The 25058-nt window shown below is 69.9% G+C and carries 22 protein-coding genes; 2 read left to right on the forward strand and 20 right to left on the reverse strand.

What is annotated here, in order from left to right; all coding sequences use genetic code 11:
- Position 1: 1 nt before the first annotated feature.
- From AB7E03_RS09515 to AB7E03_RS09540, 6 genes are all read right to left on the reverse strand, one after another.
- Complete coding sequence (locus AB7E03_RS09515; protein ID WP_489942897.1) at positions 2-1201, reverse strand: alpha/beta hydrolase family protein; 1200 nt, start codon at positions 1199-1201, stop codon at positions 2-4.
- A 20-nt stretch (positions 1202-1221) separates the two neighbouring features.
- Entirely contained in the window at positions 1222-2022 is an 801-nt protein-coding gene (locus AB7E03_RS09520) for an SDR family NAD(P)-dependent oxidoreductase (protein WP_489941176.1), read from the reverse strand.
- Positions 2019-3008 (reverse strand): fumarylacetoacetate hydrolase family protein, encoded by a 990-nt coding sequence (locus tag AB7E03_RS09525; protein ID WP_489941177.1) that lies wholly within the window; start codon positions 3006-3008, stop codon positions 2019-2021. The genes AB7E03_RS09520 and AB7E03_RS09525 overlap by 4 nt, the downstream gene beginning before the upstream one ends.
- Positions 3005-4138, reverse strand: a complete 1134-nt coding sequence (locus AB7E03_RS09530; RefSeq protein ID WP_489941178.1) for an FAD-dependent monooxygenase — start codon at positions 4136-4138, stop codon at positions 3005-3007. The genes AB7E03_RS09525 and AB7E03_RS09530 overlap by 4 nt, the downstream gene beginning before the upstream one ends.
- 67 nt (positions 4139-4205) lie before the next feature.
- The gene (locus AB7E03_RS09535) at positions 4206-5204 is read right to left on the reverse strand and encodes a cyclase family protein (protein ID WP_489941179.1); all 999 of its coding nucleotides are present in this window, start codon (positions 5202-5204) and stop codon (positions 4206-4208) included.
- Between the two features lie 2 nt (positions 5205-5206).
- A complete protein-coding gene (locus AB7E03_RS09540; protein ID WP_489941180.1) occupies positions 5207-6226 on the reverse strand; it encodes a VOC family protein in 1020 nt (339 codons plus the stop codon).
- Between the two features lie 272 nt (positions 6227-6498).
- Between AB7E03_RS09540 and AB7E03_RS09545 the strand changes: the two genes are divergently transcribed.
- Together AB7E03_RS09545 and AB7E03_RS09550 are read left to right on the forward strand one after the other, a co-directional pair.
- On the forward strand, positions 6499-7719 hold the full coding sequence (locus AB7E03_RS09545; RefSeq protein WP_489941181.1) for an ROK family protein: 1221 nt from the start codon (positions 6499-6501) through the stop codon (positions 7717-7719).
- The gene (locus tag AB7E03_RS09550) at positions 7716-9035 is read left to right on the forward strand and encodes a restriction endonuclease subunit R (RefSeq protein WP_489941182.1); all 1320 of its coding nucleotides are present in this window, start codon (positions 7716-7718) and stop codon (positions 9033-9035) included. The genes AB7E03_RS09545 and AB7E03_RS09550 overlap by 4 nt, the downstream gene beginning before the upstream one ends.
- Here AB7E03_RS09550 and AB7E03_RS09555 read toward each other — a convergent pair.
- The 14 genes from AB7E03_RS09555 to AB7E03_RS09620 are packed head-to-tail and all read right to left on the reverse strand — an operon-like array spanning position 9017 to position 25057.
- Positions 9017-9886 carry a ThuA domain-containing protein gene (locus AB7E03_RS09555; RefSeq protein WP_489941183.1) on the reverse strand — a complete coding sequence of 290 codons (870 nt, stop codon included), beginning with the start codon at positions 9884-9886 and terminating at the stop codon, positions 9017-9019. The two genes, AB7E03_RS09550 and AB7E03_RS09555, sit on opposite strands and share 19 nt — an antisense overlap.
- Positions 9886-10893: a sugar phosphate isomerase/epimerase family protein gene (locus AB7E03_RS09560; RefSeq protein ID WP_489941184.1), complete on the reverse strand. Its 1008-nt coding sequence runs from the start codon at positions 10891-10893 to the stop codon at positions 9886-9888. Before AB7E03_RS09560 ends, AB7E03_RS09555 begins: the two co-directional genes overlap by 1 nt.
- Positions 10894-10936: 43 nt before the next feature.
- Positions 10937-12121, reverse strand: a complete 1185-nt coding sequence (locus AB7E03_RS09565; protein ID WP_489941185.1) for a Gfo/Idh/MocA family protein — start codon at positions 12119-12121, stop codon at positions 10937-10939.
- Positions 12118-12534, reverse strand: coding sequence for a C-glycoside deglycosidase beta subunit domain-containing protein (locus AB7E03_RS09570; protein ID WP_441799582.1), 417 nt, complete (start codon positions 12532-12534; stop codon positions 12118-12120). Before AB7E03_RS09570 ends, AB7E03_RS09565 begins: the two co-directional genes overlap by 4 nt.
- Positions 12535-12546: 12 nt before the next feature.
- Positions 12547-13326 (reverse strand): nuclear transport factor 2 family protein, encoded by a 780-nt coding sequence (locus AB7E03_RS09575; RefSeq protein ID WP_489941186.1) that lies wholly within the window; start codon positions 13324-13326, stop codon positions 12547-12549.
- A gap of 16 nt (positions 13327-13342) precedes the next feature.
- Positions 13343-14395: a sugar phosphate isomerase/epimerase family protein gene (locus tag AB7E03_RS09580; protein WP_489941187.1), complete on the reverse strand. Its 1053-nt coding sequence runs from the start codon at positions 14393-14395 to the stop codon at positions 13343-13345.
- The gene (locus AB7E03_RS09585; RefSeq protein ID WP_489941188.1) at positions 14392-15501 is read right to left on the reverse strand and encodes a sugar phosphate isomerase/epimerase family protein; all 1110 of its coding nucleotides are present in this window, start codon (positions 15499-15501) and stop codon (positions 14392-14394) included. The genes AB7E03_RS09580 and AB7E03_RS09585 overlap by 4 nt, the downstream gene beginning before the upstream one ends.
- A complete protein-coding gene (locus AB7E03_RS09590) occupies positions 15498-15896 on the reverse strand; it encodes a C-glycoside deglycosidase beta subunit domain-containing protein (protein ID WP_489941189.1) in 399 nt (132 codons plus the stop codon). The genes AB7E03_RS09585 and AB7E03_RS09590 overlap by 4 nt, the downstream gene beginning before the upstream one ends.
- Positions 15897-15926: 30 nt before the next feature.
- Positions 15927-17528 carry a GMC oxidoreductase gene (locus AB7E03_RS09595; RefSeq protein ID WP_489941190.1) on the reverse strand — a complete coding sequence of 534 codons (1602 nt, stop codon included), beginning with the start codon at positions 17526-17528 and terminating at the stop codon, positions 15927-15929.
- Entirely contained in the window at positions 17525-18319 is a 795-nt protein-coding gene (locus AB7E03_RS09600; protein WP_489941191.1) for a TIM barrel protein, read from the reverse strand. Before AB7E03_RS09600 ends, AB7E03_RS09595 begins: the two co-directional genes overlap by 4 nt.
- Positions 18320-18331: 12 nt before the next feature.
- Positions 18332-18703, reverse strand: a complete 372-nt coding sequence (locus AB7E03_RS09605; RefSeq protein WP_489941192.1) for a nuclear transport factor 2 family protein — start codon at positions 18701-18703, stop codon at positions 18332-18334.
- Entirely contained in the window at positions 18700-21348 is a 2649-nt protein-coding gene (locus AB7E03_RS09610; protein ID WP_489941193.1) for a glycosyl hydrolase family 2 protein, read from the reverse strand. Before AB7E03_RS09610 ends, AB7E03_RS09605 begins: the two co-directional genes overlap by 4 nt.
- Positions 21345-23510, reverse strand: a complete 2166-nt coding sequence (locus AB7E03_RS09615) for a glycoside hydrolase family 3 N-terminal domain-containing protein (protein ID WP_489941194.1) — start codon at positions 23508-23510, stop codon at positions 21345-21347. Before AB7E03_RS09615 ends, AB7E03_RS09610 begins: the two co-directional genes overlap by 4 nt.
- Positions 23507-25057, reverse strand: a complete 1551-nt coding sequence (locus AB7E03_RS09620; RefSeq protein WP_489941195.1) for a family 43 glycosylhydrolase — start codon at positions 25055-25057, stop codon at positions 23507-23509. The genes AB7E03_RS09615 and AB7E03_RS09620 overlap by 4 nt, the downstream gene beginning before the upstream one ends.
- Position 25058: the final 1 nt, after the last annotated feature.

The following is a 25058-nucleotide window of genomic DNA, read 5'->3' on the forward strand; positions in this document are numbered from 1 at the left end:
GTCAGCGGGCGTCGGCGTCGACAGCGGGCGCCGCGCCGGCGGCGGACGGCTCGAGGGCGGCGAAGGTCTCGGCGACCCAGTCGGCGATGATCCCCGCGACGTACGGCATGTTGTCGATGGAGATGTGCTCGGTGCCGCCCTCGGGATCGTCGAAGATCCGCAGCTCGCGCCGGGGGCTGTTCACCGCCTGGTCGTAGGTCTCGTGGGCATAGCGCACGGGGATCTGCCGATCGCCGGCGCCGTGCGTGATCAGCAGCGGCGCGGTGATCTTCTCGGCGACGCCGTTCAGGTGCATCCCGCGGGTCTTCTCGATGAACTCGTCCATGTCTCGCACGCCCCACACCCAGAACACGTGGTCCCAGTAGTGCGGCACGGGGTTCTCGCCTTCACGGTTGCGCCGAGCCTCCTGCACCGCCGCCCAGTTGTGGTTGGCCCCCCAGGCCACCGCGAGCGCGAGGCGCTTCTCGAAGGCCGCCGCCCGCGGGGCGTAGTAGCCGCCGAGCGACCAGCCGACGATGCCGATCTGTTCGGCATCGGCGCCGAGCTCCTGCGCGTTCGCCTCGATCCAGTCGATGATCGCCGCCGCCCACACCTCCGTGTCGTAGCGTGCCGTCAGACCCCGCAGCCGCAGCGCCTCCCCCGAACCGGGAGTGTCGATCATGAGGGTGGAGATGCCGCGCTCGGCCAGCATCTTCGGGAACCCGGAGTAGAACATCATCTCCTTGGTGGAGTCGAGGCCGTTCCACTGGATGATCACGGGATGCGGCCCGTCGCCCGGAGCGCGGTAAAAGTAGCCCGGCAGGGACGAGCCCTCGTAAGGGACCTCGACCCGAGTCAGCGGGATGTCGCTGAGCTCCACGTGCTTGAGCAGCAGGTCGATCGACTTCTGGTACGCGGCGTTGCGTCCCTCCCACCGCGGCGACTGCAGACGCTCGGCCTGCGAGGTGTACAGCGACGCCCGGTAGTACGTCTCCCCCGCGCCGATCCGTCGGCCCGCGGCCTCATCGGCCTGCGCCTTCGCCACCAGGCGGTCGGCGACGGTCTCCCACGAGGCGTACAGCTCGGCGGTGCCGGCGTCGTCGCCGTTCTGGGAGGCGAGCAGCACCGGCTTGCACGCCCGGTCGACCTCGTCGATGAAGCCGCCGTTGTTGAGGGTGGCGACGACGGCCAGGCTCCAGACGTAATTGGTCGGGAAGTACATGAACACGAGGGGCTCCTTACTTACTGCGAAACGTGGTGCGCGCCGGCCGCGATGCGGTCGGCGAGGTACTTGGCCCCGGCGGAGGAGACGAATCCTCCATCGACGGGGAGGTCGGCGCCGGAGAGGTAGCGGGACGCATCCGAGATCAGGAAGACGGCGAGCCCGGCGACGTCGTCGGCCTCCCCGAGGCGTCCGAGCGGGGTCAGTTCGAGCTGCGCCTCCCGCATCGCCGCTGGCGCGTTGGCGGTCATATCGGTCTCGATGAAGCCGGGATGGATGGTGTTCACCCGGATGCCGCGCGGGCCGTACTCCGTGGCCGCGACGCGGGACAGCCCGCGAAGACCCCACTTGGAGGCGGTGTACGCCGCGGTGTAGTGACCGGTGAGTCCGGCGACCGAGCCGACGTTGACGATCGAGGAGCCGTCGGCCATGAGCGGCGCGAGGGCGCGCATCCCGAGCATCGGACCCGTCAGGTTGACGGCGAGCACCCGATCCCAGTCGGCGCGCTCGGTCTGGCCGATCCCGGCGCGGTGGGTGACGCCTGCGTTGTTGATGAGGCCGCGGAGCGGGGTTCGGCCCAGGGTCCGGTCGAGCTCGCCGCCGAGTTGTGCCCACGCCTCCTCGTCCGTCACGTCGAGGTGGCGGAAAGCGATGCGGTCGTCCAGCGGGCCGTCGGGGTGCACGACGTCGGTCGCGATCACCCGGGCACCGAGCTCGGCGAGCATCCGCGCCTCGGCAGCGCCCTGACCCCGGGCGGCGCCGGTGACGACGACGGTCGTGCCGTCGAGCCGGGCGAACGTGTCGAGCAAGGTGGAGCTCATCGCGCGACCTGCTCCTCGCGGCTGCGGTGTCGCGAACGTTCGCGCGCTGCGGGCAGCTCGGGCGAAGAGATGGGCGCGCCGACCGGCCCGACCAGCTCGCCGATGCCCTCCACCACCATCCGTACCGTGTCGCCGTCGGTCAGCGGGGGCGGAGTGAGCTCGCCGCGGCGGCCCCACAGCTCGGCCAGGCAGCCGCCGTTTCCCGTCGTTCCGGAGCCGAGCACATCGCCGGGAACGACCCGCGAGTTGCGCGAGGCGTAGGCAACCAGCTCGGGGAACGGCCACCCCATGTTCGACACGAGGTCGTGCCCGATCCGCTCGTCGTTGACGTACACCTCGGCGCAAATCGCGAGGAACCCGTCCTCGTCGAGGTACGGCTCGAACTCGTCGGCGGTCACGATCCACGGGCCCAGGCTCATCCCGAAGTCCTTGCCCTTCGCGGGGCCCAGCCGCACCTTCATCTCACGCGACTGCAGGTCGCGGGCCGACCAGTCGTTCATGATCGTGTAGCCGAAGATCACCCCGGCCGCTCCACCAGCGGTCAGGTTCGCTCCGTCGACACCGGGTGCGCCGCCGATGACCGCCGCGACCTCCAGTTCGAAGTCGAGCCGTGCGCTGACGGGAGGTCGCAACTGCTCGCCGGGACCGAGCACCGTGTGCGGGTTGGTGAAGTAGAAGGTCGGCGCCTGGTACCACTCGGGCACGACCTCACTCTTGCCGTCGACGGAGGCGCTGACACCCTCCACGTGCTCCTCGAAGGCGACGAAGTCGCGGATCGACGCGGGGACGAGCGGCGCGAGCAGCCGGACGTCGGCGAGCGCGGTCCCGTGGGAGTCACTCACGCGCGCGAACAGGGCATGCGCTCCCGCCAGCCCCTGCGCGAGGACGTCGCTCACGGTCAGGGAATCCGGGAAAGGGACCACACGATCCCCGATCACGAAGCCCTCGCCGGCAACGCCATCGGCCGCCCAGCGCGCGACCCTCATGCCGGCTCCGCCATCCTGTGCGAGATGCCGAAGATGAGTCCGGCGGCGTCGGCCTCACGGTTGTGGTCGATCTGCCATTGGCCGAGCTGCACGGAGGCGTCGACCACGGCCTGTGCGCGCGGCAGGCGACGGGCGTGGAATTCGTCCCAGAGGGCGTCGTCCACCGTGTCGGCCGCGAGCAGCAGCTCGGTCAGCACGACCGCATCCTCCAGCGCCTGCGCCGCGCCCTGCGCGATCGTGGGCGGGCAGGTGTGCGCGGCATCGCCGATCACCACTGAGTGCCCGCGGTTCCACGGGGCAGGCACGATGTGCTGCGTGAACCAGGTGTAGTTGACCTTCGCGCCCGCCTGCAGGTCGGCGCGGATGTCGTTCCACGGACCGCCGTAGGCCTGCGACTCGGCGAGCATGAGGGCGACCGCCTCCTCATCGGTGAGCCCGACCCGCTCCTGCGCCGGCTCGACGAGGAACGCGTACATGGTGTCTTCTCCGGTGGGCGTGTAGCCCGCGATGTACACCGGACCGCCGTAGTACAGCTCGCTGTGCTCGACCGAGGCGGGGCGCGAGACGAACGACCGCCAGATGCCCATGCCGGTCGGCTGCGGCTTGGTGGTGATGCCGATCAGCTCGCGGACGACCGAGTTGAGCCCGTCGGCGCCGACCAGGAGGTCGTAGGTGCCCGCAGGCGAACCGTCGACCTCCACCGCGACGCCGCCGGCGGTCTCCGCGACGCCGGTGACCTTCGTGCCGAACCGGACGTTCGCACCCGCCGCGACCGCGTGGTCGAGCAGGATGCGCGCGAGGTCCGGGCGGTACATGCCGCCCGTCGCCGGGAAGTCGGGACCGCCCGTCTTCACCTCGGGCAGCTCGGCGACGACCGGCGCGTCCGGACCCGGCGCCCGCAGCGTCAGTCCTTCGAAGAAGTAGCCCTTTGCCTGCACGTCGTCCCAGACGCCGAGCGCCGCAAACGCACGCAACGCGTTCCCTTGCAGGGTGATGCCCGAGCCGAGCGCGCTCAGCTCGAGTTTCGACTCGAAGACGTCGACCTCGACACCGGCCTTGGCGAGCTGGATGGCGGTGGCGAGCCCTGCGACGCCGCTCCCGGCGATGGCGACCTTCGTGACGGCGGTCATAAAGAACCTCTCTGTTCTTCTGGATTCTCTGCTGTGCTTCCGGATGCTCCGCTGGGCGGAGTCTCCGCTACAGCAGAGCGATGGGGTTGATCGGCGACCCGACGGCCGCCGTGATCGGCAGCGGCGGGGCCGAGAGGAGGAAATCGTATCTCCCGAGCCGGGTGCACTCCGACGCGAGTTCCTCCAGGTCCCACATCTCGCCGATGGTGAGCCCGAGGTTCGGGATGACGACCTGGTGGAGCGGCTGGAACGCCGGCACGTCGAACTCGTTCGGCCGCACCTCGAAGCCCCAGGTGTCGGTCGCGATCGCGGCGATCCCGGTGTCGTGCAGCCAGCCGGCCGTGGTCAGCGAGAGGCCGGGTGCCGGTCCTCCGGCGTACTCGCCCCAGCCGTCGCGACGCACGCGGGCGAGCTGACCGGTGCGCACGAGGACGATGTCGCCGGTGTCCACCGCGCTCGTCGCGCCCTGCGCATCCACGCACGAGCGGAGGTCGGCGGCCGTGACCGCGTAGCCGTCCTCCAACTCGCCGGACTCTGGCCGCAGGTGCCGCCCGAGGTCGAGCAGCACGCCGCGCGAGACGATCGCGGAGGCCGCGTGCTCGATCCCGGTGACCAGGTCGCCGTCGCTCGTGACGACGTCTCCCGCTCGCCGGCCGTTCCAGGCGTAGCCGTGGTCGAAGATGTGACCCAGCCCGTCCCACTGCGTGGAGCACTGCAACGGCATCGCGATCACGTCGTCGGCGCCACCGAGCCCGTGCGGGAACCCCTGGGTGCCACGCTCCGCATCCGTGCCGGTGTCGAGCATCGTGTGGACCGGATTCGTGCGCCGGCGCCAGCCTTTCTGCGGGCCGTTCATATCGAACGACTGCGCCAGGGAGATCGCCGAGCCCTCGCGGACGAGGGCGGCGGCCTCCGTGCGCTTGGCGGCGTCGATGAGGTTGAGCGTGCCGAGCACGTCATCCTCACCCCACCGGCCCCAGTTGCGGTACGCCTCCGCCCGCGCGGCGATCTCGGCTTCCGGATCCTGACGGTTCAGGTCCGCCGGGTTCTCGCTCGGTGCCGCCATGGTCAGCCGCGACCCTGGACGGCGTACGGGTTGAGCAGCGCCTCCTTGATCTCGTCGGGCACGCCCTCCTCCGTCGCGCTCGGTCCGTCGGCGGCCGGGAACGACTCGGTCATCGACATCGGCATGGCGCCGTTGCGGTAGAAGTTGTTCGACCCGAGCGACGGCTTCCACGTGTTGGGCTGCCAGTCGGGCACGTAGTTCCGGTATCCGCCGGTGTTCAGCTCGATGCGCAGCGACGACGGCTCCCGGTAGTAGAGGAACGTCTGCTCCCCGATCCCGTGGATGGAGGGGCCGTACTCGATCGGCACGCCGTCCTCCAGCAGGGTGTCGGCCGCGATGAGCAGCTCCTCGTAGGTGTCGACCCAGAACGCGTAGTGGTTGACGCGTCCGGCGCGGGTCGAGCCGTCGAGGACGACGCCGAGGTCGTGCGACTTCTCGTTCGTGGTGAGCACCGAGAAGACCGAGATGGGCGCCTCGTCGAGCACCGTCCGGGCCATGATGCGGAAGCCGAGCACCTCGTTGTACCAGGCGGCGAACGCATCCACGTCGCTGGTCGCGATCGTGACGTGGTCGAGCTGGCGAGGGGCGCCGGCGACCTTGCTGCGCTTCTCGGGACGGTCCGGGTAGGTGGACGCGACGTGGCCGGGAGCCTGGTGGCGGGTGACGTCCCAGTGCAGGGTCATCGAATGGCCCCAGGGTCCGGTGAAGCGGTACGCGCGGCCGATGGCGGGCACGTCGTCGAGCCATTCGCCCTCGATACCGGCGGCCTCGATGCGCTTGGCCGCCTCCTCGAGCGCCTCGGCGCTCGACGTGCGCCAGGCCATGGTCGCGAGCGTCGGCTCGGTGCCCGGCGAAACGACGACCGAGTACGCGTAGTAGTCGCCCCAGCAGCGGAGGTACACGGCTCCGTCGACGCGATCCACGACGGTCAGACCGACCTGTTCCTCGTAGAACTTCACGGACGCCTCGACATCCGGGGACGTGATCTCCACGTAAGACAAGTGGGAGAGAAGCTTGATCATCCTTGATCCTTTCCAGACGGGCCGAATGTGATGCCCGGTCTCTACTTTCACGGCAGCGTCCGGATCAGGGAACCGCGTATCGGCTATGCCGGGGATCACTGAGACTGATTTCCTTGGTCGGCATCGTGAGATCTTCGGTCTCACAGCGGCACAAGATTCAGCGCGTTCGACTCAAGTACGCCCGGTTTCGCTGTTTTGGGCGTCCCGTTGTGTCAGAATCAAGCATGGCTAGGGATTCCGCACTCAGGTTCGGCGCTCAGACCGACGAAGCCATGAGCCTTCTTCGCGTGATCAACCTCGTCCGCACGGGCGAAGCCGACACACGACCCGAGATCGGCAGGCTCACGGGGCTCGGCCGGGGCGTCGTCGCCCAGCGCGTCGAGGCCGCGATCGAGATGGGCTTCCTGGAGGACGGCGAGTACGGCCCCTCCTCCGGCGGCCGCGCGCCCCGCACGCTCCGCTTCCGCGCCGACCAGGCCATGATCGTCGTCTGCGCGCTCGGCGCCCTCCACATCCGGGTGGGCCTCGCCACCCTCGACGGCGAGGTCATCGCAGAGGGACACCGCGCGTGGGACATCGGTCGCGGACCTGCCGAGACGATCGACACCGCCCTCGGGATGCTCGACGAGCTCCTCGCATCCCAGCCGGAACGCCCGGTGTGGGCCGTGGCCGTCGGGGTTCCCGGTCCGGTCGACTTCGAGACGGGGTCACCGGTGGCGCCGCCGATCATGCCGGGCTGGAACGGGTTCGACGTGCGCCGCCGCTTCGAGCAGCGCTTCGACGCGCCGGTCTGGGTGGACAACGACGTGAACCTGCTGGCGCTCACCGAGCGAGCTCATCGCCGCGACGACAACGTCGACCTGATCTACTGCAAGGTCGGCAGCGGCATCGGCGCGGGCCTCCTCTCGCGCGGCCGCATCCACCGCGGCGTCAACGGGGCCGCCGGCGACATCGGGCACGTGAGGGTCCGCGACTCGGCGACGCCGTGCCGGTGCGGCAAGGTGGGCTGCCTGGAGGCGGAGGCCTCCGGCTGGGCCATCGTGCGGGATGCCGAGCGGGCGCTCCAGGAGGGCGCTACGGGCGTTCTCGCGAACGTGGTCGCCCGCGGCGAGCCGATCACCCCGGAGGCCGTGTCCATCGCTGCCCAGGATGGCGATGCCCTGGCCATCTCCCTCGTACAGCGCTCGGCCCGGCTGATCGGCGAGTCGATCGCCGCACTCGTGAACATGTTCAATCCGGGCGTGATCGTGGTCGGCGGCGCCTTGTCGGCGGCCGGCGAGCTCTTCCTGGCGGAGGTGCGCCAGCGCGTCTACGAGCTCTCGCTTCCGTTGGCGACCCGCGACCTGTCGATCGTGCGGTCGGTAGGCGACGAGCGGGAGCCGCTGCGAGGCGGCGCCGAACTGGCGATCGAGGAACTGTTCGAGGTGACCTTCCCGCGATGGTTCGCGGACGGCCGCCCGAGCATCGAGGGGATCAAAGCGGCGGCGGCATGATCCCGATCCTGGGCGACGACGCCCTGGTGGCCACCGCCGACGGGTTCGACGTCCGTCTGCGCTTGCCGTGGATCCGATCCCTGCCGCTGTCGAGCGTTTCGGGAGTGCGGGTCCACCTCGACGGTGACGAGTGCTCCGTCGAGGTGCCGGGCGGCGACGGCTGGTGGTTCGTGCAGGACCGGCTCGCGCTGCGCGTCCGCCGCCCGCTCGCGTCCGGGGTGCACACGATCCGGGCGTCCTTCCGGTTGCTGATCCCGTATCTGCCGGGCGGACCGGACGCACCGCTGGAGCTCGACTTCGAGGCCGAGCGACGGGTGGAGGCCGTCGGCGCGACGCCATGGATCCTCGCGGCGAGCGCTTTCAACTGGACGCCGGAGGTGATCCGCGCCGATCGCCCGTCGACCGACATCGCGGTCGGGATCGTGAGCTCAGGAGTGTCGTCCGTCGTCGAGCTCGAGCCCGGGCAGCTGTGGCGATCGTTCCCGTCCACCTCTACGGCGGAGGCAGCGGAGCTGCGCGAGCAGCTCGAGGCCGCCGGTGGCCGGGTCAGCGTCGTCGGAGCGAGCCTCGACGACTGGCTGAGCCCGACTCGACGGCGCGACGACGACCAGCGGCTCGAATTCCTCCTGCCGCAGTTGCGCACGGCACACGATCTCGGCGCGGTGGGCGTGCGGCTGCCGATCGGGCAGGCCGGACCCGCGCTGCTGCGCAGACTGCAGCCCGCGCTGCACGAACTGGACCTGACCCTCTACGAGGAGTTGCAGGGCCAGCAGACGCCCGACACGGCGCCGGTCGCGCGCGCCATCGACGACGTCGCTTCGCTCGACGACTCGCGGATCCGGCTGCTCGTCGACACCAGCATGTTCATGCCGGCGCTGCCGGTGACGTATCTCGCGGCGCTGGCGCCGAGCATCCCGGGGCCGCTGCTGCAGCGGCTGACGGACGCCTGGCTGGAGCCGGAGACGATGGAAGCGGTGGTGACCCACCTCCGCTCGGGTACGGTGCCTCCCTCCGCTCACGCGCTCTACATGAACCTGCTCGTGCGGTTCGGTCGGTCTCCAGTCGACGCCGTGCGCGGCATCCTCCCGCTCGTCGGAGCGTTCCACCTCAAGTTCTGGGACCTCGACGACTCCGACGGTCGTGTCTCGCAGCCGCTCCGCGATCTGGGCACACTGCTTCGCGACGTCGCGCCCGGCTTCGCGGGCACGCTGTGCAGCGAGTGGGGAGGCCACGAATGGCTCGACGCCAGCCCCACGGGACAGACGCGTGCGCACCTGTCGCTCGTCCGGGCCGCCCTTCAGCCCTCGCGGTTGTAGTACGGCCAGGGCAGGAAACGCCGCTCGCCGCGACGGTCGGGACCGCTGAGTTCGACCTCACCGGTGGCGGCCCACTCGACGCCGCGCGGGAATATCCGGATGAACTCGATGCGGCGAAACGTGTCGATGTCGTGGCCGATGGTGATGGTGAACGAGCGGCCCGCTCCGTATTCGTTGATCCACGCGATCGGCTGGTCGGTGTTCATGCCGGGGAGGGCCGCGACGCCCTCCGGCGGGATCGCGACAGGGTAGTGCGACATGGGCCAGACCGGCGCGTTCTCGTACGACTCCAGGTCGTCGAAGGTCGTGACCAGCACCTGGGCACCGTCCAGGATCTCCACGCCGGTGAGGATGTCGTCACCGGTCACCGTCCACCGTGCGCTGATGCCCTCGGTGATCGGGTGCCGCGGCTCGGCGGTGTCCAATTGCGCTTCGCCCCATGGCCGGGGCCGGAGTCCTCCTGCCACCGTAAGCCGGGAACCGCGCATGAAGTTGTACTCGTCCGGATAGCCCCAGTCGTCCTCCTGTGCGGCCGAGCCGTGAAACCAGACGATCCCCTTGCCGTCGTCGTGGACGAACTTCAGCAGAGCCGCATCCGTCTCTGCCCCGAAGCCGGTCGCCTTCTCGTGGTAGCCGTCCCGGCCCTCGAACACGACGATGACCACGTCGTACTTGTCGATGATCGCCGCACCGAGCCCCCGCGGGTCCTCCACGACCCGCACACGGAACCGGCCGGTGTCCTCCAGCAGGGTCGTGATCCACTGGTTGTGCAAGCGGAAGCTGCGGTGCTCGTTGTCATGTTCGCGGGTCATGTGGCCCGACAGGATGAGCACATCCAGTGGATCGGGCATCAGTCTGCTTTCGTCGAGAAGGCGGCGTCGAACGCGGCATCAGGAGGGGTGATCGAGTTGAGCTCGCGGACGAAGGCGATGGCCTCCGGAGCGCCCTGGAGGCGGTCCATCCCGGCGTCCTCCCACTCGACCGAGGTCGGGCCGGTGTACCCGATGAAGTTCAGGGCGCGGAAAATCGGCTCCCACGGCACCTCGCCGTGCGCGGTGGAGACGAACGTCCAGCCGCGTCGCGGGTTCGCCCACGGCAGGTGCGAGCCGAGCACGCCGTTGCGGCCGTCGAGGTTGGTGATCGACTCCTTCACGTGAACGTGGAAGATGTGGTCGGCGAAGTCGAGAACGAACGCCACCGGGTCCAGTTGCTGCCACATGAAGTGCGACGGGTCGAAGTTGATGCCGAAGCTCTTACGATGGCCGATCGCTTCCAGCGTGGCCTTCGCTGTCCAGTAGTCGTAGGCGATCTCGGAGGGGTGCACCTCGAGCGCGAACCGTACGCCGACCTCCTCGAAGACGTCGAGGATCGGATGGAAGCGGTCCGCGAAGTCCTGGTAGCCCGCGGCGATCCACTCGTCGGAGGCGGGCGGGAACATGGCGACCGCCTTCCAGATCGACGAGCCCGTGAATCCGGTCACCGTCTTCACCCCGAGTGCTGCGGCCATCCGGGCGGTCAGCTTCAGCTCCTCGGCGGCGCGCTGCCGCACCCCTTCCGGGTCGCCGTCGCCCCACACCCGATCGTTCAGGATGTCGCGGTGCCGCGCGTCGATCGGGTCGTCGCAGACGGCCTGCCCGGCGAGGTGGTTGGAGATCGTCCACACCGTCAGGCCGTTACGGTCGAGGATGTCGCGGCGCGACTGCACGTAGGCGGCGTCATCCCACCGGGACACGTCGAGGTGGTCGCCCCAGCAGGCGATCTCGAGGCCGTCGTAGCCCCACTCCCCGGCGAGCCGCGCCACCTCCTCGAAGGGCAGGTCGGCCCACTGGCCGGTGAACAGGGTGATCGGTCGCGTCATCGTTGACTCCTCTTCGGTGTGCAAATTCGGTCTGCGGAGACCTTCAGTATGCGGAAACCGGGTCGCTCGCGGCGACGCGGACCCAGGCGGAATCGTTCGCCGCGCTCTCCTCGACGGCGGCGAGCGCGCGCTGCACGCTCAGGCCCTCGGCGAAGGTGGGATGCGGATGGGTGCCTTCGGCGATGGCCCTCACCAGGTCGACGACCTGGTGACTGAAGCCGTGCTCGTAGCCGAGCAGGTGGCCGGCGGGCCACCAGGCGGAGACATAGGGATGCGTCGGCTCGGTGACGAGGATCTTCGCGAAGCCCTGGAGCTCCTCCGGCGCGGTGCGGTCGTAGAACTGGAGGGTGTTGAGGTCTTCCAGGTCGAAGCGGAGGGCACCTGCGGTGCCCGAGACCTCGATCGACAGCGCGTTCTTGCGCCCGGTCGCGAACCGGGTGGCCTCGAACGAGGCCAGCGCACCACCGGAGAGCCGGCCGGTGAAGATCGCGACATCGTCGACCGTCACCTCGCCATAGCCCTCGCCTGCGCTGCCCGACAGTCCGGACCCCGTCGCCTGCAGCGGTCGCTGCTTCACGATGGTGTCGAGCACACCGGTGACGGCATCGACCGTCTGACCGGTGACGAACTGGGTCATGTCCAGGATGTGGGCGCCGATGTCTCCGAGTGCTCCGGAGCCCGCGTGCTCCTTCTGCAGCCGCCAGGCCAGGGGCATCTGCGGGTCGACCAGCCAGTCCTGCCGGTAGGAGGCGCGGACCTGCTGCACCTCGCCGATCGCGCCCTGCGCGATCAGGTCGCGGAGCAGCGTGACCGCCGGCACCCGGCGGTAGGTGAAGCCCACCATGGCGACGACCCCGCGCTCGGCAGCACGGTTGGCGGCCTCCGCCATGGCCTCGGCCTCCGCGACGGAGTTGGCGAGGGGCTTCTCGCACAGCACATGCTTGCCCGCTTCGAGAGCGGCGATCGCGATCTCGGCGTGAGAGTCGCCGGGAGTGACGATGTCGACCAGGTCGATGTCGTCACGGGCGATCACCTCCCGCCAGTCGGTCGCCGATTCGGCCCAGCCCCACTGCTCGGCGGCCTGGGCGACAGCATCCGCGTCCCGTCCGACCACGACGGCCATTTCCACCTTCTGGGGCAGAGAGAACATGGCCGGTGCTTGGCGCCAGCCCACCGAGTGCGCCGACCCCATGAACCCATAGCCGATCATCGCCACCCGCAGCGTCATGCCAGCACCAGCTCCCGCTCGACGGGGACGCGGTTGGTCACGTAACGGCCGGGGCCGCCGTCGACGCCCGGCATGATCTGCATGTACAGCAGGCGCATCGTGAGCACGACCTCCACGGTGAGCTTCTCCCCGGCTTCCGGCGCGTGGCCCAGCGGGATAACGACGTCGGGCCGGTCGGCGACGAACCACAGCGTCTCGGACTGCTCGGGCAGCTCCTCGATGCGGTAGCTGCGACCGTTCAGCTCGAAGCGGAGGTCGTCGCGCGGGATCGGGACCCCGTTGACGCTCGCCGCGACGTCGTCGACGGCGGACAGCCAGAGGCTGCGGTACCAGGGCAGCTGCACCGAGACGGCGATGCCATCGGCGGTGCGCCGGACGTCCTGCTCGGCGAAGAGCGAATTGTGGGTTGCCATGATCCGAATCCCTTACTTGAACGTGTCGGCGAACGTGTCGTGCGGCACAGGAGGCTCGGGCTCGAGCTTCTGCACCGTCGACGGGCTGTACGGGTGGTTCTCGCTCGGCACCGGCTCGTCTGCCGGCGGCATGAAAACGGGCTTGCCGTCGTCGCCGAAGTACATCAGGTCGAGGTCGAAGGCGTCCTGGTTCTTCTCGCCGAAGCTGACCCAGTTCTCCTCGAACGGCGCTCGGGCGAGCTCGTAGCAGCGGAACTTCCAGATCTTCCACTCGCCGTCCTGACGCAGGAAGTCGATGGCGTACTTGCACCAGACCCAGTGCGCCCAGACCTTGTTCCCCTGCACCTCGCCTGGCGAGTACATGAAGTCGGGGCTGTCCTTGGCGACCTCGGGGTCCGTGAGACCCGACTCCGTTCCCGCCATCAGCCAGACGCCCTTGGCGGTCTCGCCGTCCCCGGCCACCTCGATCACCGGCGTGGTCGTGGCGTGCAGGATGAGCTTGCCCACTGGGGCGGGGCGTCCCTTGTGGTACCGGACGACGCTCTCGTACGTCGTGTACTGACCCGCGTTCGTGTACCGGGCGCGGACGCCCTCAGTGCCTTCCTTGACCCAGAGCGGGATGATCCGCTCGTCCTGGAACGCGTTGTGGAGGTACATGTAGCGGCTGAACAGGTTCTCGATGTCCCCGCGATCGGCCGCACGGCGGGCGAGGGAACGGGTCTGGGCGAGCTCCTCGCGCAGCGCGGCCAACTCCTCCCGGAGGGCGGTGGACTCGGCGATGGCGTCTGACATGGCGTGTGCTCCTCGATCAGGCCGGGACGCCGGCGACGGCGTCTTCTATGGTGCGGCGCATGAGCGCGTGCTGCTTCTTGACGAGGTCGATCGGGTCGGCCTCGCCGAGGTCGGAGAAGGCGTGGCCCTCCCACTCGCTGGAGAGGTACCCGCGGTAGCCGCCCTCGACGAACTGCCGGACGATGCGCGGGATGTCCATGGCGGGCTCCTGGCCCTCCGCGTCGATGTCATAGAACTTGGCGTGCACGTGGAAGATCTGCGGCATGATGTCGAGCCACTCCTCCGGCGGCACCAGGCCGTGCATGTTGAACGCGAGCCGGGTGAACGGGCCGAATCGAGCGGGGTCGACGCCTTCGCCGGTGAGGTAGTCCTCGAACTTCTGGTTGCGCACGTGCATGGGTGTCGGCTCGTGCCAGATCTCGTCCATCACCGGGAAGTGCTTCTCGTCGAGGCCCATCTTGGCCAGCTGCGACAGCAGCGTCGGCGACAGGCTGTGCATGGTGGAGGAGAAGTCGGCGGTGAAGCCGAGCCGGTCGCTGCCGAGCTCCTCGTACAGCTCGCGGATCCCGAGCACCTTGGGGTCGTTCGGCCCCTGCGGCGCGTGGATCTCGTAGCCGAGCCGCTGGTCGTACTTCTCGGCGAGCGGCAGGAGGCTGCGCAGCAGCTCACGGCCGGCCGAGCGGATGACGACCCGCTTGAACCCGAGCGTGTGCGCGGTCTTCAGCTGGCGGGCGAGGAAGCCGTGCTCCTCCTCGGGGGTCATGTCGCGGTCCTTGCGGCGCCCCATGTCGAGGTTCGTGCCGACCGCGCTCGGCTCGAGGCCGTACTTCTCGAGCGAGTCGAACCAGAGCTTCTCGAACTCGGCGTCGACGTCGGGGTAGGTCCGCAGGAGCTGGGCGATGTTGAACTCCACGCCCGGCCCGATGCCGTTCTCGGCGACGGCGGCGATGAGGGTCTCCGGCGTGTAGACGCCGGCCGCGAACTCGCTCGTCATCGAGTAGAGGGTCGTGCCGAGTTCGATGCCGGTGCCGGCGATGCCGCCGGCTTCGGCGTTGTCGTTCGCCGTCATCGGTTCGCTCCTTCGATGCTCGGCAGCCACTCGGACAGCTGGATGCGAGCCTCGGCGGCGTCGGTGACCATGCGGCTTCCCGCGTTCTGCGCGGCCGACCGCTGCACGGCCTGCTCGTCGCGGATGATCTCGAACGGCGACTGCCAATAGTTCCAGTGCCAGCCCTCGTACTCGCTCGAGATCGCGCCGTTGTAGGCGTTCTCCACGAGCAGCGCGATGAGGTCGCGCACCGGCACCGACGGCTCCTCGTGGGTGTCGTCGATGCCGAAGAACTTGCCGTGCACATGCTTGATCCACGGCATGATCTCCAGCCAGTCGTCGACGCGCGCCGGGCCGAAGAGGCCGGTGCCGTTGATGGCGAAGTCGATGCCGAGGTCGGGCCGGCCGTGCTGGGCGGCGAGGCCGATGAAGCGGCCGAAGCGCTGGCCGTGGTCGGCCTGGTCCGCAGGCGGCCCGGCCTGGTAGAACTCGTTCCAGAGGTCGACCACCTGACCGAGCAGCTCGTCCGTGGCGCCGCGGCGGCGGTAGGCCTCCAGCAGCGACGGCGCGAAGCCCACGGTCGTCGCGCCCCAGTCGGCGGTGAAGCCCAGGAACGGCGAGCCGACCTCCTCGAAGCGATCCCGCAGCGCGAGGATGCGCGGGTGCGACGCGTACTGGTCGGCGTGCACCTCCAGCGCCAGCGTGACGCCGTACTGCTCGGCGATCGGCGCGAGCGCCGCCATCGAGTCGGGAGTGATCGAGATCTGCACGCGGGCGATCGGGAAGCCGAGCTTCGCGGCGGCCTCGATCTGGCGGCGCATGTACTCGATGAGCTCGTCCTGGTTCAGCAGCCGGTCGCGGTGGATGCCGATGTCGGCGTTGATCGCGAGCGACGTCGGGACCAGCCCGACCTCGGCGATCAGGTCGCGGAACCAGCCGGCGTAGCCGTCGTCGATGGCGGGGAACCCGCGGAAGCTGGAGAAGCCGATGATCTCCAGCCCCGGGCCGTAGCCGTCGGCGGCGACCTTGCGGATGAGGCCCTCGAGGTCGTACTCGCGGGCGTGGAATGCACGCGTGAAGCTGTACAGCGTCACGCCCTGGATCGGGGATCCGAGGTCGCCGGTCATGCCGTCGCCGCCTTCATGGTCTTGGTGTCGCGCTCCTCGATGTGGAGCACTTCGTTCTCGCCGATCACGATGTACGGGATGTAGAGCGTGAGTTCCACGGAGACCTCATGCTCGCCGCCGTCCGCGGCGACCGGCACGTCGCCGGAGAGCACGGCCGAGTCGAGGGGGAACCACCACGACTCGGTGTCGTCGACCATCTCGGCGAAGGTGCGCTCGCGGCCGTTGAGCTCCCAGCGGAGCGTCTCGGCCGGAGCGGGCACGCCATCCACGGACAGCGAGGCGCCTGCGATGCACGACGCCGGGAGTGCACGGTACCAGGGGATGCGCACGTCGACCGCGGCACGCGTGCCGCTGGTCTTGAGCGTTCCCTGCTCGATGATGCGATCGGGGATCACGAGTCCTCCTTGACTACTTTTTCCACGTTTCTACAGACTAATGTCGGTTTGCTGCATAAGCAAGGCTATGTCGCCGGCGAGCTCACTCGTGATGCGGCGAGCGCCCTTCACTGCGAGCGCGACGGAGGTCAGCGTCGGGTTGCACGCCGTTCCCGTCGGGATGACCCCGTTGCCCGCGACGAACACCCCGGGCGCCGTCCACACCTCGCTGTCCGGCCCGCACACGCTGCGGCCGTCGTCGGTCTCCCCCATCCGGACGCTGCCCTGGTAGTGGAGGGATGCCCCGAGCGGCATGGTGAACGGCCGATCGCCGATCGGCTCCCCCACCGCTTTCGCGAGCTGGACGATCTCGTCCTGGGCGCGCGCGATCACTGCGCGGTCGCGGTCGGTGAGCGTGTAGTGGATGCGCATCGCGGGCATCCCGTACCAGTCGCGCTCGTCGTCGCTGAACGCCACCCGGTCGTCCCACTGCAGATCCTTGGCACAGAACAGGCCGAGCCCGACGATCGAGCCCGGCACGACCGGATCGTCGTCGGCGAGCGGGATCGGCGAGGCGTCCAGCTGCATCACCTGGCCGTGGAACGGCACCGCGTCGGTGTACGGCACCCAGCTCACGCCGCTGCGCTCGCTGATGGCTCCGTCGATCACCTCGTCGGCTCCGACGTCACCGGTGCCGCCGGTGCCGGTGCGCGTGGCCGCGTCCTTCGCCACGGATGCTGCACCCCGGATGCGCGTGGCGTAGACCACCTGCGTCTGGTCGTTGAGCATGCGGCCGAGGGCAGCTGGACGGATGCCGCTGGCCCAGAGCACCTGCGGTGTGCGCAGGGCGTCGGCGGCCACGACGACGAAACGCGCCCGCACCGTGTACAGCTCGCCCGTGCGGCGATCGCGGACCTCCACGCCCGCGGCGCGGCCGTCTTCGAGCAGCACCCGGGTGACGAGCGACTCGTCGTACAGCGTGAAGTGCTCGTTGGCACGCGTCACGTCGCCGAACACCACATCCGAACCGGACCAGACCAGCCGGCCGTCGTCGCGCCTGTGGACCGCCAGCGGCATCCGCTGCACCCGCTGGGCCGGGGGCCGGCCGCCGTCCACGGCCTCGGCGAGCCGCTCGCGTACGAGGGCGGTGAACGGCGCTCCGTCGAACGCGTCCGTCGTGACGCCGAGCAACCGGTCGCCCTCATCGAGCAGAGCGTCGAGGTCGGGGAGGAACGGGATGCGCTCGCTGTCGCCCGGGCGTGGGCACGCTCCTGTCCAGTGGGCGGCCATCCCTCCGACATTGCTGGAGAACGCGACGACGGGCATGCCATCCTCGCCCGGCTGCTGATACCCCTCGTCGAGCAGGTACGTGCCGGGGCGCCCCCGACGTTGGCCCGCTGTGACCGCCCCCGGCGAGCTGACGGTATCGGCGCCTGCGCCCGGGCCTTCGGAGCGCTCCTGCGCCTCGGCGCGCGCGACGGGGTCCTCGATGTTCTTGACGTGCGCGCCGGGAGGATCCGACACCGTGGGCCCGACCTCGAACAGCGCGATGGTGGCGCCGGGCGCCTCCTCGCTGAGGATGCGCGCGTAGGTGGCGCCGGCGGGACCGCTGCCGACGATGGCGACGTCGACGGATTCCGGATAGCGGCTCATGCGGTCACCGCCAGTTCGCGGATCAGCGCGACGGACGCCGCCGACTCCTGCGTCGGGTAGTACTCGAGACCGATCGGCCCGTCGTAGCCGGAGGAACGGAGGATGTTGAGGCGCTCCGCCCAGTCGAGTTCGCCTGAGCCCGGCTCACCGCGCCCGGGAGCGTCGGCGAGCTGCACGTACGCGATCAGGTCGCCCGCATTGGCGAGCTCGGCCGCCATGTCTTCGCCCTCGACAGCCGAGTGGTAGATGTCGTAGAGCACGCCGAAGTACGGGGAGCCGACGCCGCGCGCGACGTAGACCGCCTCGGCTGTCCGATCGAGCAGCGAGCCCGGGTGGTCGACACGGATGTTGACCGGCTCCAGCGCGAGAGTGATCCCCGATCCCTCGATCTGCGCGATCGCCTTCTGGTAGATCTCGATCAGTTTGTCGAGCTGGACCTGCCGCTTCCAGCCGCCGAAGCCCGTCCCGCTCCCGACGACGATGCGCGGGCAGCCGAGGTCCTGCGCGATGGCGACGCCGTCGTCGAGCTTGCGGTAGAACTCCGAGTGGTCCCACGGCGGGATCATGAACTGGGTGCGCGGTTCCGAAAGTTGGGCGGTGAGCGTCGTGCCGGTCTCCTGCAGTGCGGCCTTGAGCGCGGGGAGGTCCTTCGGCGTCGTCGGTGCGTCGACGCCGGTCGGACCCCACATCTCCACGGCGTCGAAGCCCGCAGCGGCTGCCGCGCGCACACGGTCGTGGTAGTCGCCGGCCTCGGTGAAGAGCAGTTCGATGTTGGGTGCGAGCTGGTACATGGGTTCTCCTGTTCAGAACATCGGATGGTCGTGGGCGGCATGCACGGGAACCTGCTGCAGCACGTCCCAGTGCTCGACGATCCGGCCGCTCTCGAATCGGTAGATGTCCGCGACCGCGGCGTCGGGGACGCCCGGTCGGGAAGCCTTGACGTGCACCATCGCGAGGTCGCCGTCGACGAGGATGCGCTGGATCTCGAACCGCGCATCCGGGCTGCCGTCGAACTTCGGCGTCAGGGCCTCCACAGCGGCGGCGGGGCCGTCGGGGATGTTCGGATTGTGCTGCCGGTAGTCGTCGGAGATGAGGAGGGCGAAGGCGTCGGCGACGCGCTTCTGCGTGTAGAAGAGGTCGCAGAAGCGCTCGAACGCCGCCCGGTTGTCGCTCATGCGCCGTCCTCCCGAGTTCGGGCCTTTCCGGGCAGCGGCGTCCGCGCTGCGATGGTGACCGGGCCGAGCAGCCCGCTCGGCTCCTGCTGCGCGAACGCGGAGAAGAAGTCGGGCTGCGCCTTCGCGAGCGTGTTCGTCACCTCGATCTCGAGGGTGTTGCTGTCGGCCAGGACCCCCGCCGGTACGTCGAAGACGTAGGGAGGCGCGATCCGGCTGCCGAGGTCGACGCCGTTGAGGCGCACGCTGGCGAGTTCGAAGACCTCCCCGAGGTCGAGGGCGTGCTCGACCACGTCGCCCGCAGAGTCGAACGACGCCGTGTATCGCGCCGTGCCGCTGAACCGCGGCAGGAGGTCGGGATCGCTGAGCGGGCGCAGATCGTCGAGCTCGCGCCAGTCGGAGAACGCGGGCTCGGTCGCCGTCGCTGTGGCGACCGCCCAGGTCGGCGAGAGCTCGACGGCGTCGCCGCGTTCGGCGGCCGGCCGGACCGGAAGGCCCTCCCAGGCCGTCGGCGAGCCGACGAGCAGCACGACTGCCTCTCCTGGCCCGAGCTCCAGGCCAGCCGACGCCGACCGCCCGCCGCTCCCGCCGGGCATTTCCGTGAGCGTTCCCGTCGCGGCATCGAGAGCGACGATCTCCCCGGCGCGCGGGACGATCGCCGTCGTGCGCACGGCATCCCGCACCGACTCGTTGACCAGCATGATCACGTCCACGTCGCCGGCGTCGCGGCGCAGCACCCGCACCGACGCGGCCGGTGGATCGAGGCGCACGGCGCGGTCGCTCATCCCTCGGACCGCATCCACCAGTCCCGTAACGGACACCGGCCGGAACCGCAGGTTCAGGTCGTGCGCGTCGGCTCCGGGGCCCGCGACCTCCGGGACCGAATCGACGAAGACGACCGGCACCCCCGCGTCATCCAGCCGCAGCAGCTCGTGTGCGACGTGGGCGGGCAGGTAGGCGCTGCCGGGAACGATCAGCGCGTCGTACGTCTCGGCGCCGAGCGTCAGGTGCGAGCCGCCCACCCCGGCATCCGGGAGGGCATCGGCCGGGACGACGTCGGCGTCGAGTTGAGCCTCCATCAGCGATCGCAGCGGCCGCTCGAACGGCATCGCCTCACCCAGCCACTCGGCGTCCGCGTGGTAGAGCACCGCGAACGGGGCGACATGCGTGCCGCTCTGGAGCAGGTGGCTGAGGCGGTTCGTGTAGGCGCTGAGGAGGTGCTGCAGCGGATACTGCGGATTGTTGCCACGCGCGTAGAAGTGCGGAGGGCAGTCGGGGTCGGGGAAGGCCGCAGGCGAGAACGCGTGCGGCACCACGTGCGTGACTCCGCGCACCAGCAGGTGGTTCGTCAGCCAGGTGAACAGCCGCAGCCCGGCGTACCAGCCGTAGGCGCCGATCGTCTCGCACATGGCCCTGCCCTGCTTCAGCGGGTCGAGGTGCGCGGCCGACGACGCGAGCTTGGCGAGCCCGAAGTGGAAGAATTCGCCGTCGGCGGCCCCGCTGACGTTGCCGAACGGTCCGCGGGAGAACCCGGGGACGACCTGGCCGCCGATGATGTCGACACCCGCCATGTCCTGACCGGCCATCGCCCGGAAGTAGTGCCCGGCGCCAGGGCCGAGCCGCGCGTGCGACCCGTTGTCCTCGATGACGTGGCCGATGTACTCCACGCCGTGCGCGCGGCACCAGTCGCCGAGCCGCCGGCTGAAGTTCTCCGAGTACAACCACGACACGGTGTCCATGAAGGCGTACCGCACTTCGCGCTCACGCCCGCCGGCCGGCATCCACAGGAGGGGGAGGAGCGGGACCGCATCGCGTCCGAGCCGCTCGGAGAGCCGTGCGGCGAGCTCGTCGTTCCACGGCAGCGGCACCTCCTTGCCGAGCCGGGAGTCGAAATCGAAGGTGTCCGGGTCGTTGTAGAGCCCCGGCTCGTCACTGAAGAAGCCCGCGATGCTCGCGCCGAAGTCGTCGGCATAGCGTTCGTGGATGCGCTCATAGACCGTGTCGAGGAGCAGCTGGGTGGAGGCGGCGTTCAGGTAGTCGATGTGCTGTGCGTGCCGTTCGCTGCCGCCGTCGCCGAGAGCGAGGAAGAAGACCCGCCACCAGCCGTCGGGGATGTCCCAGTGCAGTACGCCGTCCACGATCCGGTCGGTGAGATCGACGGGGTCGCCGATGAGCTCGTCGGAGTCCTCGGCCCGCGGGAAGGCGAGCACCCGAAGCAGGTCCCCGGGCTCTTTCGCGGCCTCTGGTCCCCACAGTGCGCGACGCTCCACGATGAAGGAGGCGCCACGCGCAGGGCCGACGGCGTCGGTGTGCCGCTCGCTGACGAAACGACGGCGCAACTCCGCGGGCGCAGTCTCCACCGCACCGCCGGCGTGACCGGTCGGGAAGGTGTCGTCGTCGAAGAACCAGACCTTCATGCCGCGGCGCCGGGCGATCTCGAGCACGGCATCGACGTCGCGCCACCAGCCGTCGCCGAGGTACTCGGGATGCGGCCGCGCCTCCAGGATGACCGCACCGATACCGGCGTCGGCGATGCGTTCCATCTCCTCGCGCACGACCTCGACCGGGCCGCCCTTCTGCCAGAACAGCGGCATGATCGCGTTGGGGACCGTGCCGGACACGACCTCGCGGAGGCGCTCGAGAGTCATGCTGCCTCCTCCAGGCGTACGCCGAGCCGGTGCTCGACGGTGCCGTCGCTGATGGTGAGGGTGAAATCCCCGGGCTCCAGCACGCGGTGCTGCCCGTCGGCCCAGAAGCGGAGGTCGTCGTCGTCGAGCCGGAAGGCGACCGTGACCGACTCGCCCGGTTCGAGGCCGACTCGGGTGAAGCCGCGCAGCCGTCGCACCGGCTGCGCCACCGACGCGACCTCGTCCGTGACGAAGAGCATGACGACGTCGTCGCCCGCGCGGTCGCCGGTGTTCGTGACCGTCACCGTGACGTGGATGCCGGCCTCCGCGTTCTCGCCATCGACGACGTTGCGCGACACCTCGCACCCGTCGAGGGAGAACGTCGTGTAGGCGAGACCGTGGCCGAAATCGAAGCGCGGACCGAGCGGGAGGTCCAGGAACTTCGACGTGTAGTAGTCGTCGGTGTTGTTCGGGCCGGTGAAGCCGGCGATCGTCTCGGGCAGCAGTGCGCCGCCGGTGCGCGGCGGACGGCCGGTGCGCTCGTGGTCGTAGTGGATGGGCACCTGGCCGACCGCGCGCGGGAACGTCATCGGGACGCGGCCTCCCGGACTCACCCGGCCCGACAGGGTCCTGGCGATCGCAGCCGGCGCCTCCGAGCCGAGGTGCCACACGCACAGAGTGGCGTCCACGCGCTCGATCCAGTCCTCCACGACGAGTGGCCGGCCGGTGGCGAGAACGACGACGATGCGTGCACCGGCGTCCGCGAGCGCGTGGATGAGGCGCCGTTGCGCCTCCGGGAGGGTGATGTCCGCCCGCGAGCTCGCCTCGCCGGAGATCCGGCTCGGTTCGCCGACGGCGAGGACGACCAGGTCGGCGTCCGCGGCACGCTCGACCGCCTCGGCGATGGAGGCGTCGGTCGCCTCGAAGAAGCCGCACCCCTCGACGACGTCCCAGTCGACTCCAGGGAGCTCGCCCGCCAGCGCATCCGCCAACGACTCGGTCACGGGCGAGGCGAAGTGCTGCACCCAGGTGCCGAGGTGGTCGAGGCTGCGCGCGTACGGCCCCGCGAGCACGACCCGGCCCGTGCGAGGCATGGGCAGCGCGCCGCCGTTCGTCAGCAGCACCGTGCACCGCTCCGCCGCCTGACGCGAGAGTTCGCGATACCGCTCGGTGGCGTCCGTGGAGGCGGTCGAGGCGTCCACATACGGGCGCTCGAACAGCCCGAGCCGCTTCTTGAGGCGGAGGACACGACGAACGGCATCGTCGACCCGGGCGACCGATAGGTCATCCGGCGAGACGAACGCGACTCCGTCCGTATCCACCAGCAGCGACCCGCCCATGACGATGTCGACACCGGCCTCGATCGCCGCGGCGACGGCCGCACGCTCGTCGGCCACCACGCCATGGTCCACGAGCTGGGCGACGCCCTCCGCGTCGCCGACGACCACGCCGTCGAATCCCCACTCCTCCTTGAGCACCCCGGTCAGCAGGGCGCGGTGGGCGTGCATCGGGATGCCGTTCAGCGCGTTGAACGCGGCCATGACCGTCGCGGCTCCGGCCTCGACGCCGGCACGGAACGTCTCGAGGTACGTCTCGCGGAGGCGGCGGTCGGAGACGTCCGTGGTGTTGTAGTCACGGCCCGCCTCGGCGGCGCCGTAGGCGACGAAGTGCTTGAGGCAGGCGGCGAGCGCGTCACCTGTGTCGAGTGCCCTGCCCTGATAGCCGGCAACCTTTGCGACGGTGAGGACGGAGGACAGGTACGGGTCCTCGCCGAAGCCCTCGACCACCCGTCCCCAGCGCGGGTCGCGGGTGACGTCGACCATCGGCGAGAAGGTCCAGTTGACGCCGGCCGAGCGCGCCTCCGTCGCCGAAACGCGGGCGTCGAGTTCGGCGACCGCCGGGTCGAAAGCGCCCGCCTGCGCGAGCGGCGTCGGGAAGATCGTGAACTGGCCGTGGATGACGTCGAGGCCGACGAGAAGGGGGATGCCCAGCTCGGTCTCCTCCACGGCGATCCGCTGGGCTGCGTTCGTCTCCTCGGCGCTCGGGGGCCAGAAGGTGGACCCGATGCCGCGGCGGATGAGGGCCTCCCGCTCAGGGGCGGAGGGCCTCCACACGATCTGCAGCTGCAGGAGCTTCTGCTCCCAGGTCATGCGCGCGAGCAGGGACTCGATGTCGACGGTCATCGCTCGCCCTCCTCGGCGTCCTTGGCGTCCGCGGCGTCCTCGGCGAGCGGGCGGTAGCGGAAGTCCCGGAACACGACCTCGCCCTCGCCTGCCGAGAAGAGCGCCGGCCGCAGGCTCTTCAGATCGTTCATCGTCGCCGAGTGCGCCCCGGAGGTGTCATAGCGGACGCCGTGCCGCGTCCAGTCCTCGCCAGGGCGACGGTGCCAGCCGGTCACGATGTGGTGGTCGTTCCTCAGGCGCAGCTCGATCGTCGCGCCGGGTTCTGCGGGCTCCCGCCAGTGCGTGAGGATGCCGCCGGCATAGCTGGGGAGCCCTTCGCCGTCCCAGCCCATCCCGAAGAACATGCGGTCGTTGAAGTAGAGGAGCAGGCCGCCGGTCGCGCCTCCGCGAACCTCGATGCTCACCTCGACCTCGTACGCCTCATCCATCGCCCACGTGGTGAGAGGGGAGGAATCCGCGGGGACCGAGCCCTTCGCGGCGAGCACCAGCCCGTCGCCGAACTGCGCGCGGCCCTGCTCGTCGGGCCCGGGGTTGTCGAAGACCCAGCGTTCACCCCAGGCCGGGGCGGTGAAATCGTCGGAGGGTGCGGGAATCGCGACGGGGACCGACGCGCTACGGGATGCGGCGGGCTTGGCGAGTGGCGCGCCGATATCGCTCGCGGCGGCGACCGGCCAGCCGTCCGCCGTCCACTCGATCGGCTCCAGCAGTGCCTGACGGCCGAGCGTCCGGTAGCCGTTGGCATAGCCGTGCGACACCATCCACCAGGAGCCGTCCGGCGCGTCGAGGATCGTCGCGTGCCCGCGCGACCACCACGCTTCCTCGGCCGACCAGGTGCGGGCGATCGGGTTGCCCGGAGCGTTCTCCCACGGGCCGTGCACCGACCGCGAGCGGGCGACGATCACCATGTGGCCGGTCGCCGGTCCCCCGGTGCCGCCGACGGCGCTGACCAGGTAGAACCATTCGCCTCGGCGGAACAGCTTCGGCCCCTCCAGCGCGTACGCCTCGGTGATCCACTCGTCGGGATACCGCCAGCCGTCGTAGACGTGCTCGAGCGGAGTCACCGCTGTCAGCCCGTCCGCGCTCAGGCGGCAGCGACGGATGCCGCTGACGAAGAGGTACCGCTCGCCGTCCTCCCCCACGACGTGCCCGGGGTCGATCACGCCGGAGACGCCGGTGAAGGTCGGCTCACTCCACGGCCCCTCCGGGCTGTCCGCCTGGGTGACCCAGATCTCCGGCTGCTGGATCCGGTCGGACCAGGCGCTCGGAATGAACGGGATATAGAGGTAGAACCGTCCATCGTGCTCGATGAAGTCAGGGGCGAAAACCGTCGTCGCGGGCTTCTCGAGCGCGCAGGTCACGAACGTCCAGTTGACCAGATCCGGCGAGCGCCAGATCGTCAGCCCCGGCGAAGCGTCGAACGACGAGTACGTCAGGTAGTAGTCCTCGCCGACGCGCAGCACCGCCGGGTCGGGCCGGTCTCCGGGCAGCACGGGGTTGAGGAAGGTCCCGTCCCCCAGGTCGGGAGCGGAACGCGGGGCGACGGTCATG

This window comes from Leifsonia sp. RCC_180 (assembly GCF_058138205.1).